The organism is Streptomyces rishiriensis, from assembly GCF_003112535.1.
GTDB classification, from domain to species: Bacteria; Actinomycetota; Actinomycetes; order Streptomycetales; family Streptomycetaceae; genus Streptomyces; species Streptomyces rishiriensis.
The window spans coordinates 252821-268508 of the sequence record NZ_BEWA01000016.1 but is presented as its reverse complement, the minus strand read 5'-3'; the positions used below and the strand labels follow the sequence as shown (position 1 = coordinate 268508).

Here is a 15688-nt window from a genome sequence, read left to right as displayed (position 1 = left end):
GTTCCGCTCTCACACGTCCCGATCTCACACGTCACGGCGCCTCACGACGAGCACGGCGACCGCCACCGCGATCAGCGGCCAGAGCGCGAACACGGTCCAGGAGCCGGGGACCGTGGCGGTGTAGCCCAGAGATTCGGGCCCCGGATCCCACGGCCGCACCAGGCGAGTCCATGCGGCCGACACCAGCGTGTGCTTGACGTCCGCCGCCCAGCGCTCGCTCTCCGAGAACATGGTGGGCAGCATCAGCAGGACGAAGACGCTGGTGACCATGGTCGCGGCGGCGTGCCGCAGCAGAACCCCCAGGCCCAGACCGACCAGGGCGCAGACCGGAGCCAGCAGCGCGGACGCGGTCAACGCCCGCAACACCCCGGGGCAGGTGATCGCGACGCCGGCGCCGCGCCCGTCCAGGACGGCCTGGGAGACGAGGAAGGAAGCGACGGAGACGGCCGCGCCGACCGCGGTCCACAGCGCGGCGGTGACGGCCGCCTTGGCCAGCACGACCGAGCCACGCGCCGGAACGGCCACGGTGGTCGTGCGGATGAGACCGCTGCCGTACTCGCTCACGACGGTGAGCGCGCCCATGCTTGCGGCGACGAGCATCAGCGTCCAGTAGCCGGCCGCCGGGTAGGCGTCGAAGGGCCGGAAGTCGGCGGGGCCGGAGCCCGCGGCGTCGTCCGCCAGCGTGGAGACGGCGGCGGACCCCGTCACGAACAGGGCGGTGAGCGCGATCGTCCAGGGGGTGGAGCGCAGGGAGCGCGTCTTGATCCACTCGGAGGCGAGCAGGTCGCGGAAGCGGGCGGGCGGAGCGGTGACGGAGGTCATCGAGGCTGTCCTGTCGTGTATTCGACGCTGTCCGCGGTGAGTTGCATGAAGGCATCCTCCAAAGAGGCCGCACGGGGCGTGAGTTCTTCGAGCCGGACACGGTTCTCGAAGGCGATCGCTCCTATCCGGTCCGCCGGGAGCCCGGTCACGACGAGCTTCTCCGCGCCCGCCGGGCCGCCCGTCTCGACCGAGGCGCCTGCCGCCGTCAGCAGGGCCGCCAGCTCCGCGGCCCGGGGTGTGCCGACCACGACGCTGCGACGGGCGCCCCGGGCCGCGAAGTCCGCGAGCGGCTCGGCGGCGACGAGGCGGCCCCGGCCGATGACGACCAGGTCGTCGGCGGTGTTCTCCAACTCCGACATCAGGTGACTGGAGAGGAAGACCGTGCGCCCCTCGGCGGCCAGGCGCCGGAAGAGCCGGCGTGCCCAGAGCACGCCCTCGGGGTCCATGCCGTTGACCGGCTCGTCGAACATGAGCACGGGCGGGTCGCCGAGCAGTGCGGCGGCGATGCCCAGCCGCTGCTTCATGCCGAGGGAGAACCCGCCGACGCGCCGGCCGGCCGCCGCGGACAGTCCGACCTCCCGCAGCACCTCGCCCACCCGGCGCCGCGGGATGCCGTTGCCGCGGGCCAGGGCGGACAGATGGGCCTCGGCGCTGCGTCCACCGTGGACCTGGCCCGCGTCGAGAAGGGCGCCGGCGTGGCGCAGCCCGCGGCGGTGACCCCGGAAGGGCACGCCGCTGACCGTGGCGGCGCCCGCGGTGGGCCCGTCCAGCCCCAGGATCATCCGCAACGTGGTCGACTTGCCCGCTCCGTTGGGCCCGAGGAATCCGGTGACCCGGCCCGGCCGCACGGTGAAGGACAGATGGTCGACGGCCGTCGTGCGGCCGTACCGCTTGGTGAGTTCGCTGACTTCGATCACGACGTCCACACTGCCGGGAGGACCCTCGTCCTGGCATGAGGCCGTGGGCGGCGACCACGCGGCCGGGGACCGGTCCGTGGGCGTACGTCCCCGGGCTGATGCCGGGCCGGCGGCGGCCGGTTAGTCTCGCGGCGTGAACCCCGAGACGACCACCACCTCATCCCCTGCGCGCGTTGCTCACCTGCGTGCCGTCGCCGGGAGGGAAGGCCGCCGATGACGAGAACCGGGGCCTCGGCCTGGGCGGGAGGCGTCTGCTATGTCCTCATGGTCGCCCTGCTGGTGGGGGCCGCTCCGCGCGCGTCCGGCGCCGTCCACGGCGTCGGGGCGCTGCTGGCCGTGAGTCTGCTCGCCGGCGTGGTGCGGCGCAGGCCGCACCTGGCTCTGGGGCTGGCGCTCTTCGGGGCCGCGGCCGTGGTGGTGGGCCCTCCCGGCTCCGGGGAGCAGAGCGGGACGGCCTCGTACCAGGGGCAGTTCCTGTCGTGTCTGGCGGTGGACCTCGTCGTGGGTTTCCTCGTCGCCACCTGCGCGCGGCGGGCCTGGATCACCGCCGTGGCCGTGTCCGGCGCCGTGCAACTCCTGCTGATCGGCGGTTTCGCACACGGGGACGACGTGGCCGTCAACGGGCTGGTCGCGGTCCTCGCGATGGCCGCGTCCTGCATGGCCGGGCTGCTGAGCCGCGAGCGCCGAGAGCACGCGACCGCGCTGCGCACACAGCAGGTCGCCGAGGCCGTGACCGCCGAACGCCTGAGGATCGCAAGGGAGTTGCACGACATGGTCGCGCACAGCATCGGCGTCATCGCCATCCAGGCCGGTGTGGGCAGCCGGGTCATCGAGACCCAGCCCGCGGAGGCGCGCGAGGCTCTGCGCGCCATCGAGACGACCAGCAGGGAGACCCTCTCGGGCCTGCGGCGCACACTGGTCTCGCTCCGTCGGGCGGGCAGCGCCACCAGCTCTGCGGAGCAGTCGTCCCTCGTGCCCTCGCCGGGACTGGCGGACGTCGAACAGCTGACGGCGGCCATCGTGGGCGCGGGGGTGCGCGTCGACGTGTGCCGCAGCGGCGAGCGGCGTCCCGTGCCGGCCGACATCGAGCTGTCCGCCTACCGCATCGTGCAGGAAGCGCTGACCAACGTCGTCCGCCACGCGGGTGCCGGGCATTGCCGGGTGGTCGTCGACTACGGGGACGAGGCGCTGTCCGTGGAGGTCGTCGACGACGGGCGGGGCGCGAGCGCGCACGGCGTGCCGCACGGCTTCGGCATCATCGGGATGCGGGAGCGGGTCGGTCTGCTGGGCGGCGAGCTCAGCACCGGCCCGCGACCCGGGGGCGGTTTCCGGGTGGCGGCGCGACTGCCGCTGCCCGTGCCCGCCGGAGTGCGCGGGGAGGCCCGATGAGCATCCGGGTGGTTCTCGCCGACGATCAACCGCTGGTCCGCTCCGGCCTGCGGGTGATCATGGCCGATCACGGTGATCTGGAGGTCGTCGGCGAGGCGGCCACGGGCGCCGAGGCCGTGCGACTGGTGCGGGACACCAGTCCCGACATCGTGGTGATGGACATCCGGATGCCCGGCATGGACGGCATCGAGGCCACCCGCCTGATCACGGCCGGCGGCCCGGCCACCACCCGCGTCCTCGTCCTGACCACGTTCGACGAGGACGACCACGTCTACGGTGCGCTGCGGGCCGGCGCCAGCGGCTTCGCCGTCAAGGACATGGCGCTGGACGACATCCTCGCGGCGATCCGCGTGGTCGCCGCCGGCGACGCGCTGATCGCGCCGGGGGTGACGCGCCGTCTGATCGCCGACTTCGTCGCGCGTCCCGCGGTCGCCGCGGAACGCGTTCCACGGCCGGTCGAGGGCATCACCGAACGGGAACGGGAAGTGCTGACGCTGGTCGGCCGCGGCCGGTCGAACACCGAGATCGCCCAGGACCTCTTCATCACGGTCGCCACCGCCAAGTCGCACGTGTCCCGGCTGCTCACCAAGCTCGGAGCCCGGGATCGGGTCCAACTCGTCATCGCCGCCTACGAGTCGGGACTCGTCACCGTGCCCCGCTGAGAGGGACGGACCGCACGGCGCCCGATACTCGCCTTGCTGGGGCTGGGGCTGGGGCTGGGGCTGGGGCTGGGGCTGGGGCTGGGGCCGGGGCCGGCACTGGTCGTCCTCGTGCGCGGAGAGGTCGCGCTGGATTTCGGACAGCGCGCGCGAGGACAGGCCGTCGATGACCGGCTTGGCGACCGGTGTGCGGTGGCGGGAGGTTCCGGCCGCGATGCGTCCGGGCCGGCTACGCGGCACGGGCCTTTCGGATCGTCGCATGGCGCACATCGTGCCGGGCCCCGCACGAGGTCTCACGATTTTCCCCGGCCGGGACGCACCGACATCACGAGGGCGGCTGTGGCTGTCCGTCGAGGGGGATGCCCAGGTGGTCGGCCACGCCGGCGAGGGCCGCTCCCAGCGGGAGCGTGACCCGGGTGAGGGCGTGCCGGTCGCCGCGGGTGGGATCCCGGTTGACGATCAGGACGGGCTTTCCGGACCGGGCGGCCTGACGCACGAACCGGAGTCCCGACATCACCGTCAGCGAGGAGCCGAGGACCAGCAGGGAGGTCGCCTGATCGACCAGTTCGCGACAGGTCTCGACGCGCGCGGGCGGAACGGCCTCACCGAAGAACACCACGTCCGGTTTCAGGATGCCCCCGCAGACCGTGCAGGGCGCCACGACGAAGTCCGCGACCTGTTCGTCGGTGAGGTCGGCGTCGCCGTCCGGGTTCATTCCCGCCGCCACCGGATCGAAGCCGGCGTTCGCCTGCTCCAGCCGCAGGGCGAGGTCACGCCGTGAGCCGGCCTCGCCGCAGGACAGACAGACGACCCGCGCCAGGCTTCCGTGCAGTTCCACGACGTCCTGGCTGCCGGCGGCCTGGTGCAGACCGTCGACGTTCTGGGTGACGACGCCCGACACCAGGCCGTGCCGGCCGAACGCGGCCACGGCCCGGTGCCCGGCGTTCGGGCGGGCCCGGCCGAAGGTGCGCCAGCCGAGGTGGCTTCGCGCCCAGTACCGGCGGCGTGCCTGCGCGCCGGCCGTGAAGTCCTGGTAGGTCATCGGGGTGTGCCGGCTCAGGCTGCCGCCCGCTCCCCGGTAGTCGGGGATGCCCGATTCCGTGGAGATGCCGGCCCCGCTGAGCACCAGCACGCCGCCGCTGCTCAGCGCATCGGCGACCTGCCGCAGATCCGTGGTGCCCGGCAACGGGTCCCCGGTGGGGGTCCAGCTCAGGGTGGGGCGCATGCGCATGCCGCCAGAGTACGGAACAGGCCGCCCCCGCGGCTGCCGGGGGAGCCGAGGGGTCAGGGGGCGGGGCGGACGAACTCCGGCTGGTCGAGCAGCCGCAGCCAGCTTCCGTCCGGCTGGCGTCGGACGACCTGTGCCCGGGCGCCGGCTCCGTCCTTCGGCGGGGTCGAGGTCAGGGCGATGCCGTCGCTGACCAGCGTCGGCAGCGGTGGTTCCGGCTGGAAGCGCGGACGGTCGGCCAGCACCTTCTCCCACAGCGCGCGGATCGCCTCCCGCCCCACCGTCAGCTCCCCGGGCGGAAAGGCCATCACGGCCTCCTCCTCATAGAGGGCGGCCACCCCGGCGGCGTCACCGGCGTTGGACCGCTCGACGAACAGACGGGTGATGTCCTCGGGACGCATGGCCTTCTCGTACTCCGGCACGGGTTCCTCCTCGGGTGAGCGGGTTTCCGACGCCTTTCAGCGTGATCGCCCGACGATCAGAAGTCCAACAGATGGAATTCATCGGAGCTAGAATCAGCGGTCATGGAACTCAGGCAGCTGGAGTACTTCGTCGCGGTCGCCGAAGAGCGGAACTTCACCCGGGCGGCCGAGCGGGTGCACATCAGCCAGTCCGGCGTCAGCGCACAGATCCGTCAGCTCGAACGGGAACTGGGCGCCGAGCTGTTCGACCGGTCGGCGCGCACCGTCACCCTCACCGTCGCGGGGAAGGCCGCGCTCGAGCACGCGCGCGCCGCACTCGCCGCGGCCGGGGCGGTCGGTCAGGCAGTGGACGAGGTGACCTGCCTGCTCCGGGGCCGGCTCACCGTCGGCATGGTCATCGGCTGCACCCTCACCCCGCTCTTCGACGCGCTCGCCGCGTTCCACCAGGCGCATCCCGCTGTGGAGATCTCCCTGTTGGAGGACAACTCCGACCGGCTCGTCGAGCAGGTGCGCGCCGGCGCCGTCGACGTCGCGCTCACCGGCACCGCGGCCGTCCCGGACGGGCTGGACGCGCTGACTGTCGTCAGCGAGCGGCTCGTCGCGGCGGTTCCGGCCGGACACCCCTTGGCGAAGCGGCGGCGGGTCACTCTGCGGGACCTGGCTGCGCACCCCCTCGTGTGCATGCCGCCCGGCACCGGCCTGCGCACGGTGTTCGACCGTGCCTGCGCCGCAGCGAGCCTGCGGCCCACGATCGCGCTGGAAGCCAGTGCCGCCGACGCCATCGCCGCTCTCGCCGCCCGCGGGCTCGGCATCGCCGTCCTCAGCACCTCGATGGCCGCCGCCCACAGCGACCGGCTCACCGCTCATCTCGTCGACGACATCGGGGCACCGGCCCTGCTCGCGCTGATCTGGGACGGCACGCGCAACCCCGCGGTGCGCGAGCTGCTGGCCCACACGCGACGGGCGTTCGGCATTCCCGCCCCCGGGGGAGTCGGGAACGCGGGCGAGGCGGCCGGGTGCTGACCACCGACGTCCGACGCTCCTGGCTCGGGAAGAAGGCAGACCCATGGCGTCCTCGCCGGCCACGGTGCGCGCCGTCCGACTCTCCGCCCCCGGCCCGGTGGACAACCTCCGGCCGACCGGCTCCGCCTGCCGTGGCCGCTCCCGTCGGACGGGCCCGTGCGGATGCGACGGTGGGCGGCCAGGCGGGCGTCGCTGGGTAGGGTCGGGGCGTGGAGCGCAGCAGCAGGCAGCCGGACGACGGGGTCGCCGGGGAGGCGCGGGGCGAGCTGTCGCCGCGGGTGGCCCGGGCGCTGTGGCGGTGGTCGGCGAGGCCGAGGGCCCGTACGACCGTCGCCGGACGGAGCTGCTGGTGCGCGCCGCCGCCCTGACCGACCTCGCGCTGCGCGGCCGGCTGGGGGAGGACGGCGGCACGGTCACCGTGTCCGGCGCGCAGCCGACCGGCGACCCCGTCCTGGACGCAGCGCTGCGCGACGCCGCCGCCGGACACGGCTGGAAGCACCTCGTGCGCCGCCACCGCAAGCGGACGCTGACGCAGGTGGAGGACCGGCTCGCCGAGGCCGGACTCCTCGCCGCGCGGGCGCCCCGCACCCGCTTCGGCGCCCGACGCCTGACCGTGACGGACCCCGCCGTGCCCGCCGCACTGCACGCCCGCGTGCAGGCGGCGCTGCACGGGAGCGGCCCCGTGCGGGAGCTCCCCGCCGCCGACGCCGCGCTGCTGGCGCTGGCCGCGGCAGGCGGCGTCCGCCAGGTCGTGTCACGGCAGGACCGGAAGACCTTCCGGGCCCGCATCGACGCCTGCACGCGGGGCCTCGCCGTCCTCTCGCCCGGGCTGGAGAAAGCCGTACGCGCGCTGCCGACGACCATGATCGCCGCGCAGGGCGGCATGGGCGGCAGCTGACCTGATGGGGAGACCATGAGCATGCACCACGTCCTGACCGCCCTGGGCTGCGCCTTGACCGCCGTACTCGCGACGGCCGTGGCCCCCGCGCCGCCCCCGACGGCTTCGGCCGGATCCGCCCCGCCCCCGGCCACGACCGTACGCACCCACCACGGCCCGGTGCGGGGCGCCGCACACGACGGCTACCGCACCTTCGAGGGCATCCCCTACGCGGCGCCCCCGGTGGGCCGGCTGCGCTGGACGGCGCCCCGCCCCGCGGCCCCCTGGTCCGGAGTGCGGGACGCCACCCGCCCCGCGAGCGCCTGCCCGCAGCCGGCCGGCGAGGTGCCCGGCGGCAGCACCGACGAGGACTGCCTCCGCCTCGACGTCACGACGCCCGACGGCGCACGACCGGCGCGCCCCAGGCCGGTCGTCGTGTGGCTGCACGGCGGCGGCTTCACCACCGGAGCGGCCGGTTCGTACGACGCCCACCGCATGGCCGCCCGCGGCGACGTCGTGGTCGTCACCGTCGACTACCGGCTCGGGGCGCTCGGATTCCTCGCGCACGGCGGCCTGCCCGGCTCCGGCACCTTCGGTCTGGCCGACCAGCAGGCGGCGCTGCGCTGGGTCCGCGCCGAGATCGGCGCCTTCGGCGGCGACGCGCGCAACGTGACCCTGGCCGGCGAGTCGGCCGGCGGCTACAGCGTCTGCGCCCAGCTCGCCTCACCCGCCGCCGCGGGACTCTTCGACCGGGCGATCATCGAGAGCGGACCGTGCACAGGCCGCCCCGACCGGCCCTTCGCTCCGTCCTCCGTCCCGCTGTCCACGGCGCGCGCCGCGGGCGCGGACCTCGCGGCGAAGGTCGGCTGCGGCTCCGCCCACGACGTCATGGCCTGCCTGCGCAGCGTGGACGTCACGCGTCTGCTCGCCGCCCAGGAGGCGGACCAACAGCCCGCGTACGCGACCCCGTTGCTGCCCCGCGACCCCGCGGCGGCGATCACCGCCGGACGCTTCCACCGTGTCCCCGTGCTCATCGGCAGCAACCACGACGAGGGCAACGGCTGGGCCGCCGGGATCGTGCGGGCGGGTCATCCGGTGGAACCCGGCACCTGGCCGGACGTCGTGGCCGCCTTCTTCCCCTCGCCGGGAGAGGCCGAGGCGATCGTCCGCGAGTACCCCGTGCACCGCACCGACGGGGGCCCGGTGTTCGGCGCGGTCATCGGCGACGCCGACTTCGCCTGCCCGACGGCGGACGCCGCCGGACTGCTCGCCGCCCGGACGCCCGTCTGGCGCTACGAGTTCGCCGACGAGCACGCCCCGCCGCTCACCCCGGGAACGCCGCCGTTCCCGCTCGGCGCACCGCACGCGAGCGAGCTGCCCTACCTGTTCGATCTCGGCGGCCGCCCGCGCGACCTGACCGCGGCACAGCACCGGCTGGCCGACGCCATGATCGACTACTGGACGCGCTTCGCCCGCACCGGCGACCCCGACGGCCCCTCGACGCCGCACTGGCCCCGCCGGACGGTTCTGTCCCTGGCGCCGGACCACATCGTGCCCACCCGCACGGCGCGGCGTCGCCACCACTGCGCGTTCTGGACCGCCCTCGGGTGACCGGAACGCCGGCGGACGCGCACGACCGCCCCCGGGAAGGGAAGGGCAAGGGCGAGGGCGAGCGGAAAGGGCGAAGGGCGAAGGGGAAAGGGCCAGGGAGCGGGCGGGCTTCGGCCGCGGTGCCCGCAGCGGGGAGCGGCTGTGCGCACCGCCTCACGCAACCGTCGTCCCTGTTCGCGCGTCGCACCCCACATGGAACGCGCATGGATCTTCTCCCTCATCCCGCTCACGCTCGGCTCGATCTTCCTCGCCATCGGCGTGTACGGGCTCCGCCGCGCCGAGGCGCTGCGTCGCACCGGCGTGAGCGCCAGAGGGCGGATCGTCCGTCACCACGTCAGCCGGAGCGACGACGGAGCCAGGTTCCACCACCCGGTCGCGGCCTGGACGACCCAGGAGGGCGCCGCGTGCGAGTACCCGTCCAGGTTCGGACGCGTATCCATCGACGGCCGCTTCGGTGTGGGCGCCTCGGTGGTGGTCCGGTACGACTCGGCGAACCCCCGCCGGTTCGAGATCCAGGGCTGGGACGTGACGACGGCCGACCGCGTCTTCGTCGTCGCGGGATCGCTGCTCGCGGGGGCCACGTCGCTGGCGCTGCTCATCCGGCTGCTCGTCTGGCTGCTCACCCTCTGACCGTCGCGGCCGGACCATAGATCTTCCCTTTTGTGCGGTTGGTCCATGATCGCCCTATGCTGTTGTACGGGAGACCTCGAGCAGTCGACGTGCCGGCTCCGCGCCGGCGGGAAGCGGGCTTCCATGGCTGAGCGATTGAAAAGGTCCGGATTGGTCGGCGAAATGTCGGCCGAGTTCGCCGGCACCATGATTCTCATCCTCTTCGGCTGTGGCGTGGTGGCCCAGGTGGTCGCCGGTGGAGCGCTCACGACGCCGCCGGGAGGGCTCGGAAACCACGACAGCATCGCCTGGGCCTGGGGCCTGGGCGTCACCCTGGGCGTCTACGTCGCCGCGCGACTGAGCGGCGCCCACCTCAATCCGGCGGTGACGGTCGCCCTGGCCGCGTTCAAGGGCTTCCCCTGGAGCAAGGTCGCACCCTACGCGCTGGCCCAGACCGCCGGCGCCTTCGTGGCAGCCCTCATCGTGCGGTGGAACTACACCGAAGCACTGGCGAAGGCCGACCCCGGACACACCATCAAGACACAGGGCGTGTTCTCCACGCTCCCCGCCAACGGCAATCCCAACCTGCCGGTCCACGAGTGGGGCGCGTTCCGCGACCAGGTCATCGGCACCGCCATCCTGCTCCTGCTGATCCTCGCCGTCACCGACCTGCTGAACACCCCGCCGGGCGCCAACCTGGCCCCGTTCATCGTCGGTCTGATCGTCGTGGCGATCGGCATGGCATGGGGTACCAACGCGGGATACGCGATCAACCCTGCACGTGACTTCGGGCCCAGATTGGCCAGCTTCATCACGGGCTACGGCACGGCATGGCGAGATCAGTACGGGAATCTCTACTTCTGGGTGCCGATCGTCGGTCCGCTGATCGGCGGCCTCCTCGGCGCGTTCCTGTACAAGCTGTTCGTCGGCCGGCTCCTGCCGACCGCGGAGCCGGAGCCTCCCGGTCGCGTTCCGTCCCCCGAGGAATGACCCCCACAGCAGAGGCGGCAACCCATGGCTGACTTCGTGGGCGCGGTGGACCAAGGCACCACCAGCACCCGATTCATGATCTTCGACCACGCCGGCAACGAGGTGGCGAAGCACCAGCTGGAGCATGCCCAGATCCTTCCGCGCTCAGGATGGGTCGAACACGACCCGGTGGAGATCTGGGAGCGCACCAACTCGGTGATGCAGAACGCGCTGCGGCACGGCAACCTCGCCCCCGAGGACCTGGCCGCGATCGGCATCACCAACCAGCGGGAGACCACCGTGGTGTGGGACCCGCGCAACGGACGTCCCTACTACAACGCCATCGTCTGGCAGGACACCCGCACGGACTCCATCGCGGCGGCACTGGAACGCTCCGGAAAGGGCGACGTCATCCGCCGCAAGGCGGGACTGCCGCCGGCGACCTACTTCTCCGGCGGCAAGATCCAGTGGATCCTGGAGAACGTCGAAGGCGTCCGCGAGGCTGCCGAACAGGGCCACGCCCTCTTCGGCAACACCGACGCGTGGGTCCTGTGGAACCTGACCGGCGGCCCCGACGGGGGTGTGCACGCCACCGACGTGACCAACGCCAGTCGCACCATGCTCATGGACCTGGAGACCCTCGACTGGGACGACGAGCTGCTGGGCTTCTTCGACATCCCCCGGCAGATGCTGCCCACCATCAACCCGTCCTCCCACCGTGAGGCGTTCGGCGTGACCCGCACCTCCCGTCCGCTGCGTGCCGCCATCCCCATCACCGGGGTGCTCGGCGACCAGCAGGCGGCCACGGTGGGGCAGGTCTGCTACGCGCCGGGCGAGGCCAAGAACACCTACGGCACGGGCAACTTCCTGGTCCTCAACACCGGTACGGAGCTGGTCCGTTCGCAGCACGGGCTGCTCACCACCGTGGCGTACCAGTTCGGTGACAGCCCGGCGATCTACGCCCTGGAGGGCTCCATCGCCGTCACCGGGTCCGCGGTGCAGTGGCTGCGCGACCAGATGAAGATCATCAACGACGCGGCCGAGAGCGAGACGCTGGCGCGCACCGTCGAGGACAACGGCGGGATGTACTTCGTTCCCGCCTTCTCGGGCCTGTTCGCCCCGTACTGGCGATCCGACGCCCGCGGCGCGATCGTCGGCCTGGCCCGGTACAACGACAACGGTCACCTGGCCCGGGCGACCCTGGAGTCCATCTGCTACCAGAGCCGCGACGTGGTCGAGGCCATGGAGCAGGACTCCGGAGTCCACCTCGACGTGCTCAAGGTCGACGGCGGCGTCACGGCCAACGACCTGTGCATGCAGATCCAGGCCGACGTACTCGGCGTACCGGTCAGCCGGCCGGTGGTCGCCGAGACCACCGCGCTCGGCGCGGCCTACGCGGCCGGGCTGGCCACCGGCTTCTGGCGCGACACCGACGAACTGCGCACTCACTGGCAGGAGTCGAAGCGCTGGGAGCCCCAGTGGTCCGACGACCAGCGCGCGGAAGGGTACGCGGGCTGGAAGAAGGCGGTGGAGCGCACGCTCGACTGGGCCAAGGTCGAGTAGCCCGACGACGGCAGGCGCCGCCCGTGAGCGTCGGGCGGCGCCCGCCCATGTCGCGAGCGTCAGCCGTGGTGGGTGACGTAACCGTTGCCCTCGGCGTCGTCGGCGCGCTTGGTGCGGCCTCGGCGGGGCGCCGGCTCAGGTCTTGCGCCAGAGCCGCAGCGCCCGGCGTTCGCCCGCCGTCATCGCGCCCCATATGCCGTCGTACTCACCACTGCGCAACGCCCAGTCGCCGCAGGCGCTCACGACGGGGCACCGGTTGCAGACGGCCCGGGCCTGCTCGATCTGCAGCCGCGACGGTCCGTCCTCGCCGATCGGAAAGAAGAGCTCCGGATCTTCGAAGCGGCATGCCGCCAGTTCACGCCAGTTCACGCCCTGCCTCCCCAAAAGCCTGCCGCACGGTCGACGTCGCCGGAATGCGAGTGCGAGTTGGTGTGCGGGTGCGGGTGCGGGTGCGGGTGCGGGTGTGACTGGGTGTGCGGACGTGAGTGCGGGAAGAAGCGACTGGCAGAGCGAAAGGACATCACCACAACCTCCGCATGGGACTTCGGCCGCCTGCTTTCGGGCAGCCCGTCGGAGCGGCGCTCGATGCACCACATCACCCGGCAGAGGTAGGTAGAAATATAGGACTATTTTCGCGTTCGGTACAGATCCGGGAAGGGGCGGAATCGCTTCGTCCGCCCCCGGGCCGCAGCGCCCGGCCCTCTACTGCCGCGACCGGAGCGGCGTCACGCCCCCGGGTGCAGTCCGAGCCAGCCGGGCGTCGGGTCGCCCTTGACCTCGCCGAAGTACAGGGCGAACGTCTGCTTCCAGCGCTCCACCTCGGCGCGGTTGGCCATGAACCGGGGGAAACCGTCCACGTGGGCGTCGGGGTACGCCCAGATCGGCTTCAGGCCGGCCGGGGGAGTGACGTCGGTGCGCACGGACCAGCCGTTGAAGGAGCCGCTCTGCCTCTCCTTCGACAGCTGCCAGTTGAGGAAGAGCTTGGCTGCCGTGGAGTTCCGGGCCTGCTCGAGGACGGCCGTGCGCTGGCCCCAGGCCATGAACGGGTGACCGTCGGTGACGCCGAACGTCACGGGAGAGGAGCTGACGGCCGACCCGGCGGTGCCCACGCCGATCGCCTTCCGTCCGCCGAAGACGGCGGTGCCGGGGGAGTTGCTGCCCCGGGCGAACTGCACGTCCTGGGCGGCGAACGCGGCCACCCAGTCCCAGCCGTAGGCGCGGGCGTACAGGCTGAAGAGGTACAGGACTGCGTCGTCGTCGTGCGGGTAGGACGAGGCGATCATGCCCTTCCACTTCGGGTCGACCAGATCGCGCGGGGTGAGCGGCCTCGTCGCGCCGACCGCCGCCGTGTCGTACAGGAAGCTGAAGGCGATGACCCCCGTGGCCACCCACGCGCCCTGCGGGTCCTTGAACGCGTCGTGGACCTTGGAGAAGCCGGCGGGCTTGTAGTGCAGCAGCCGGCCCTGCTGCTTCCAGCGGTCGAAGTCCTGCAGCGTCTGGAACTGCACGACGTCCGGGACGAGGGTGCCGGTGGCGAACTGGTTGTCCACCCGGACGTCGTGGTACTTGCTGTAGTCGACGATCAGCGTCAGGTCGATCTCCGGGAAGCGGGCCTTGAAGGCCGCCTTGGTGCCGTCCTGCTGGGTGGGGGTGTCGCCGCCGGCGTAGACCACGAGCTTGCCGCCTTCCGCCAGCGCGGCGCGGTAGAGCTCGTCGAGCGTGCGCGAGTCCTCGCGCCCGCCGCCGGGGAAGCCCGCCGGGGAGGCCGCGGCGGGAGTCGCGGTGGCGGCGAGGGCGCCGAGGCCGAGGGCGGCGCCGGCGCCGGCGGTGAGGGCGCGTCGCCTGCTGAAACTGGGCACGTTGAAGAGACCTCTCGGGTGGGGGGTGAACCTGAACCCGTCGTCCGGCTCCGCCGTGCGGGGGCGGCCAGGACCTTCGGGTGCCCTCCATCGTGCTGAGGTCCGCGTCGACGGGCAACGCTTCCGAAGGTTGAATCCGACGTTCAATCGAACGGTTGAACGCCGCCTCGCACCCGTTCGGTGCGGACGCGCCCACTCCGAGATGCGGGCCGTGCTCCGGCCCCTCTCGCGGCCCGCCCGGTCGACGCTGCGGACAGGCCCGAGCTCTCCACCAAGATCAGGAGGCATAGGCTTTTGCGCATGGTTGAGCATCGAATGATCGACGTGAACGGGATCCGGCTGCACATCGCGGAGGAGGGCGAAGGGCCCCTGGTCGTCCTCCTGCACGGCTTCCCCGAGTCGTGGCATTCCTGGCAGCACCAGTTCGGCCCGCTGGCCGCCGCCGGCTTCCGGGTGGTCGCACCCGACCAGCGGGGATACGGCCGCAGCGATCACCCCGACGACGTGAACGCGTACAGCATCCTTCACCTGGTCGGCGACGTCGTCGGGCTGATCCACGCACTCGGCGAGGAGAAGGCGTACGTGGTCGGTCACGACTGGGGCGCGCCGGTCGCCTGGCACACCGCGCTGCTTCGCCCGGACGTGGTGCTGGGAGTGGCGGGGCTCAGCGTGCCGCCGCCGTTCCGGGGGACGGAGCCTCCGCTCGCCGCCATGGACCGGATGTTCGGCGGCCGGTTCTACTGGAACTACTTCAACCGACCCGGCGTTGCGGACGCGGAGTTCGCAAAGGATCCGCGCACGACCCTGCGGAAGTTCTTCCACATGGCCTCCGGTGACGCCCCCGCGGCCGGGGAGAGGCAGCCCCTCGTCGAGCCCGGGCGGGGGTGGCTGGAGACGATGCCCGACCCTGAGATCCTGCCGGAGTGGTTCACCGAGGCCGACCTGGACGTCCTCACCGACGGTTTCTCGCGGGGCTTCACCGGGGCGCTCAACTGGTACCGCAACATCGACCGGAACTGGGAGCTGACGGCGGCCTGGCACCAGGCGGTCGTCAGTGTGCCCGCGCTGTACGTGTACGGGGACCGCGATCTGGTGCCGGCCTTCCCGGGCACTCCTGAACTCATCGCGAAGCTCCCGGACTTGATGCCGAGCCTGCGGCGCGAGCCGATCAGGCTGGACGGGTGCGGACACTGGACGCAGCAGGAGCGACCGGCAGAGGTGAACGCCGCCCTCGTGGACTTCCTCACCGAGCTGCGGGGCTGAGCGTCCGCCCGCCCGCCCGCCCGTCCGACCGTGCCCCGTCCGTCGCCGTCGGCAGCGGTGGCGACGGCGACGGACGACGGCGAACGCGCGGGTCAGTCCCGGGAGTTGCCGAACAGCAGCCGGTAGGCGACGAGCAGGACGAACGCGCCGCCGATGGCCGCACCCCAGGTGTAGAGGTCGAAGAAGTGCTTCTCCACCGGGCGGTCGAAGAACCGGGCGGAGATCCAGCCGCCCACGAAGGCGCCGGCGATGCCGATCAGGGTGGTTCCGATGAAACCGCCCGGGTCGCGCCCGGGAAGCAGGATCTTGGCGATGGCCCCGGCGAGCAGGCCGAGGATGATCCAGCCGATGATGCCCACGTAGTCCGTCCTCCAGTGGTGTCGGTATGTCGGTTGCCCGGTTGCGCAACTTTAGTCGGCGCAGGTGGAGACGCGGTGCGGGCCCGGGCGGTTGCGGTGCGGAGCGGAGCAATCCGGG

Annotated in this window: 16 protein-coding genes; 9 read left to right on the top strand and 7 right to left on the bottom strand. The window is 72.6% G+C overall.

The annotated features are described in order from the left end of the window. Positions 1 to 24: 24 nt before the first annotated feature. Together Sri02f_RS27615 and Sri02f_RS27610 are read right to left on the bottom strand one after the other, a co-directional pair. A complete protein-coding gene (locus Sri02f_RS27615) occupies positions 25 to 822 on the bottom strand; it encodes an ABC transporter permease (protein WP_109004023.1) in 798 nt (265 codons plus the stop codon). Beyond that, positions 819 to 1739, bottom strand: a complete 921-nt coding sequence (locus Sri02f_RS27610; protein ID WP_174855713.1) for an ATP-binding cassette domain-containing protein — start codon at positions 1737 to 1739, stop codon at positions 819 to 821. Before Sri02f_RS27610 ends, Sri02f_RS27615 begins: the two co-directional genes overlap by 4 nt. Positions 1740 to 1952: 213 nt before the next feature. On the opposite strand from Sri02f_RS27610, the gene Sri02f_RS27605 reads away from it, so the two are divergent. Beyond that, on the top strand, positions 1953 to 3128 hold the full coding sequence (locus Sri02f_RS27605) for a sensor histidine kinase (protein ID WP_245970831.1): 1176 nt from the start codon (positions 1953 to 1955) through the stop codon (positions 3126 to 3128). After that, positions 3125 to 3790 (top strand): response regulator, encoded by a 666-nt coding sequence (locus tag Sri02f_RS27600; RefSeq protein WP_109004021.1) that lies wholly within the window; start codon positions 3125 to 3127, stop codon positions 3788 to 3790. Before Sri02f_RS27605 ends, Sri02f_RS27600 begins: the two co-directional genes overlap by 4 nt. A 322-nt stretch (positions 3791 to 4112) precedes the next feature. On the opposite strand, the gene Sri02f_RS27590 is transcribed toward Sri02f_RS27600, so the two are convergent. Together Sri02f_RS27590 and Sri02f_RS27585 are read right to left on the bottom strand one after the other, a co-directional pair. Beyond that, positions 4113 to 5018, bottom strand: a complete 906-nt coding sequence (locus Sri02f_RS27590) for an NAD-dependent protein deacetylase (protein WP_109004020.1) — start codon at positions 5016 to 5018, stop codon at positions 4113 to 4115. 53 nt (positions 5019 to 5071) lie between these two features. Continuing rightward, positions 5072 to 5437 carry a YybH family protein gene (locus Sri02f_RS27585; protein ID WP_109004019.1) on the bottom strand — a complete coding sequence of 122 codons (366 nt, stop codon included), beginning with the start codon at positions 5435 to 5437 and terminating at the stop codon, positions 5072 to 5074. 102 nt (positions 5438 to 5539) lie between these two features. On the opposite strand from Sri02f_RS27585, the gene Sri02f_RS27580 reads away from it, so the two are divergent. From Sri02f_RS27580 to glpK, 6 genes are all read left to right on the top strand, one after another. After that, a complete protein-coding gene (locus Sri02f_RS27580) occupies positions 5540 to 6460 on the top strand; it encodes a LysR family transcriptional regulator (protein ID WP_109004018.1) in 921 nt (306 codons plus the stop codon). Between the two features lie 292 nt (positions 6461 to 6752). Next, complete coding sequence (locus Sri02f_RS27575; RefSeq protein WP_109004017.1) at positions 6753 to 7358, top strand: GOLPH3/VPS74 family protein; 606 nt, start codon at positions 6753 to 6755, stop codon at positions 7356 to 7358. Between the two features lie 15 nt (positions 7359 to 7373). Further along, positions 7374 to 8948, top strand: coding sequence for a carboxylesterase/lipase family protein (locus tag Sri02f_RS27570; protein ID WP_109004016.1), 1575 nt, complete (start codon positions 7374 to 7376; stop codon positions 8946 to 8948). A 192-nt stretch (positions 8949 to 9140) separates the two neighbouring features. Beyond that, the gene (locus tag Sri02f_RS27565; RefSeq protein ID WP_159106788.1) at positions 9141 to 9578 is read left to right on the top strand and encodes a DUF3592 domain-containing protein; all 438 of its coding nucleotides are present in this window, start codon (positions 9141 to 9143) and stop codon (positions 9576 to 9578) included. 123 nt (positions 9579 to 9701) lie between these two features. Beyond that, positions 9702 to 10547, top strand: a complete 846-nt coding sequence (locus Sri02f_RS27560) for an MIP/aquaporin family protein (protein WP_109004014.1) — start codon at positions 9702 to 9704, stop codon at positions 10545 to 10547. A 24-nt stretch (positions 10548 to 10571) separates the two neighbouring features. Then, a complete protein-coding gene (gene glpK, locus Sri02f_RS27555) occupies positions 10572 to 12089 on the top strand; it encodes a glycerol kinase GlpK (protein WP_109004013.1) in 1518 nt (505 codons plus the stop codon). A 135-nt stretch (positions 12090 to 12224) separates the two neighbouring features. On the opposite strand, the gene Sri02f_RS27550 is transcribed toward glpK, so the two are convergent. Continuing rightward, on the bottom strand, positions 12225 to 12458 hold the full coding sequence (locus tag Sri02f_RS27550) for a WhiB family transcriptional regulator (RefSeq protein WP_109004012.1): 234 nt from the start codon (positions 12456 to 12458) through the stop codon (positions 12225 to 12227). Between the two features lie 356 nt (positions 12459 to 12814). Further along, on the bottom strand, positions 12815 to 13948 hold the full coding sequence (locus Sri02f_RS27540; RefSeq protein ID WP_109004010.1) for an ABC transporter substrate-binding protein: 1134 nt from the start codon (positions 13946 to 13948) through the stop codon (positions 12815 to 12817). Positions 13949 to 14248: 300 nt separating this feature from the next. On the opposite strand from Sri02f_RS27540, the gene Sri02f_RS27535 reads away from it, so the two are divergent. Continuing rightward, entirely contained in the window at positions 14249 to 15211 is a 963-nt protein-coding gene (locus Sri02f_RS27535; RefSeq protein ID WP_109004009.1) for an alpha/beta fold hydrolase, read from the top strand. Positions 15212 to 15303: 92 nt separating this feature from the next. On the opposite strand, the gene Sri02f_RS27530 is transcribed toward Sri02f_RS27535, so the two are convergent. After that, positions 15304 to 15570 carry a GlsB/YeaQ/YmgE family stress response membrane protein gene (locus Sri02f_RS27530; RefSeq protein WP_109004008.1) on the bottom strand — a complete coding sequence of 89 codons (267 nt, stop codon included), beginning with the start codon at positions 15568 to 15570 and terminating at the stop codon, positions 15304 to 15306. Positions 15571 to 15688 lie beyond the last annotated feature (118 nt).

Coding starts and splice junctions, on each gene's coding strand:
- Sri02f_RS27615 (WP_109004023.1), bottom strand. CDS start 822: ATGACCTCCGTCACCGCTCCGCCCGCCCGCTTCCGCGACCTGCTCGCC.
- Sri02f_RS27605 (WP_245970831.1), top strand. CDS start 1,953: ATGACGAGAACCGGGGCCTCGGCCTGGGCGGGAGGCGTCTGCTATGTC.
- Sri02f_RS27600 (WP_109004021.1), top strand. CDS start 3,125: ATGAGCATCCGGGTGGTTCTCGCCGACGATCAACCGCTGGTCCGCTCC.
- Sri02f_RS27590 (WP_109004020.1), bottom strand. CDS start 5,018: ATGCGCATGCGCCCCACCCTGAGCTGGACCCCCACCGGGGACCCGTTG.
- Sri02f_RS27580 (WP_109004018.1), top strand. CDS start 5,540: ATGGAACTCAGGCAGCTGGAGTACTTCGTCGCGGTCGCCGAAGAGCGG.
- Sri02f_RS27570 (WP_109004016.1), top strand. CDS start 7,374: ATGAGCATGCACCACGTCCTGACCGCCCTGGGCTGCGCCTTGACCGCC.
- Sri02f_RS27565 (WP_159106788.1), top strand. CDS start 9,141: ATGGAACGCGCATGGATCTTCTCCCTCATCCCGCTCACGCTCGGCTCG.
- Sri02f_RS27560 (WP_109004014.1), top strand. CDS start 9,702: ATGGCTGAGCGATTGAAAAGGTCCGGATTGGTCGGCGAAATGTCGGCC.
- glpK (WP_109004013.1), top strand. CDS start 10,572: ATGGCTGACTTCGTGGGCGCGGTGGACCAAGGCACCACCAGCACCCGA.
- Sri02f_RS27535 (WP_109004009.1), top strand. CDS start 14,249: ATGGTTGAGCATCGAATGATCGACGTGAACGGGATCCGGCTGCACATC.